The following is a 1,482-nucleotide window of genomic DNA, read 5'->3' as shown; positions in this document are numbered from 1 at the left end:
GTATTGATATTCTCATGTTTTTTATTAGTAGAATGTTTTTTGAACCAACTTTTCATAAAATACATTACCTCTTTGATTTATATAATTTAAATTTCTTTAATTGGATACTGAGTTAAAATAGATTCTAACCCTTCTGTTGATATCCCTTCACCAAAAACGCCTTCGTCGAAATAGCTGCACCATATTCCTTCTTTACTAACCGCTACGTCTTGCACAGCATCTCCACAATAGAATGACCGTATGACTTCTCCATCGATATTCATAATAAACAAATTGTGCTTTTCTCCCTTAGTTCTAGGATTCATTATCAAAAAATGCTTATAATCAATCCATCTGACAAAAGGATAGTTTATTTTTAAACGTGGATAAAGAGTAGTACCGTTTACAGACAATTCGAATCTATTATGGCGTTTTTGAACTAAGACCAGTCCATATTCATCTTTGTAATCTGCATCAATGATATTTAAACAATTATCATCAGGTTCGATGGTAAAAATAGTCGTCTCTACAATCCTCAAAGCTAGTCACCCCTTATATTATAAGAAAGCGGAAAATAAACTTAATTTAAAATTAGAAATGAATAAAAACTTCCCGCTTGCTTTGATCTTATTTATTTTCACTAGGTTTAGTGGGTATGTAAATCTACTTTTACTCAGCTACTTAGCCCATTTTTCTTCACTATCTATCCACTTGTTCTTGTGTAAATCAAAAGATTTTATATCATCATGGAAGTCTAAATAGACAGGCAATTCAAAGCTTTTACCACCCGCTTTATTCCAGCAGGAAACAAACCACCTTACAATAGTTTCTTCTTCAGCAGCAGAGATGGATTCTTCATTTTGCTCATAAAACTCCCAAAAAACATCCGAGTTTTCAGCAGGAAGATCATAGTATTGAGTCTCGTCAAATAAAGGATGACTACCTGAAAAAATTTTTCTGTCATTTCCTTCATAAAAAACTTCATTCGCTTCATCATCCATAGAAAACATCATAATAGACAAATCAAACGGTTGCATAAAAATCTCAAAGTCCAGCAAATCAATTCCTTCATAATAATGAAAAGTCTGTATCTCTTTTATGTTTGCAATCAATACATGTTCATTTTTTTGAAGACTTTCTTTTAAGGAACTAATATAATCGTCAATTGTAAACATCGTATTCCCCTTGGTCGTTGTTTTTTTATGTTTCCAGCTATTAAAACGCTCATTAAGTTTCGGTTTTAACGTTTCATAATTTCCCCATGTGTCTTTCACTTCGTAAAGAGATTTCACATGAGGAAATACTTCTTCATAATCATCCAAATAAACACCGTCTTTAAAGTCAAAATAGGCTTTTGTAAAAGCATTACCCTCCTCATTTAACATATCACTTACAAATACACCATCCCAGTTCATGTATATTTCAGTTCCTGTCATTTTCTTTTGTTTAAATTTGATGATTTCATTAGCAGCCGCTTCTTTAAATTCTTTGCTATATAAATGG

At 31.8% G+C, this 1,482-nt stretch carries 2 protein-coding genes; both read right to left on the bottom strand.

Features of this window, described 5'->3' with window-relative positions:
- Positions 1-86 precede the first annotated feature (86 nt).
- Complete coding sequence (locus AC1DRF_RS27440; protein WP_427076496.1) at positions 87-518, bottom strand: hypothetical protein; 432 nt, start codon at positions 516-518, stop codon at positions 87-89.
- A gap of 138 nt (positions 519-656) precedes the next feature.
- The coding region (locus AC1DRF_RS27435; protein WP_477742242.1) for a DUF7832 domain-containing protein at positions 657-1,482 on the bottom strand (826 nt) is incomplete at its 5' end.

It is taken from the genome of Priestia sp. P5_B4 (genome assembly GCF_056400385.1).
The sequence above is the reverse complement of the archived record's forward strand: the minus strand, read 5'-3'. Positions and strand labels throughout refer to the sequence as shown.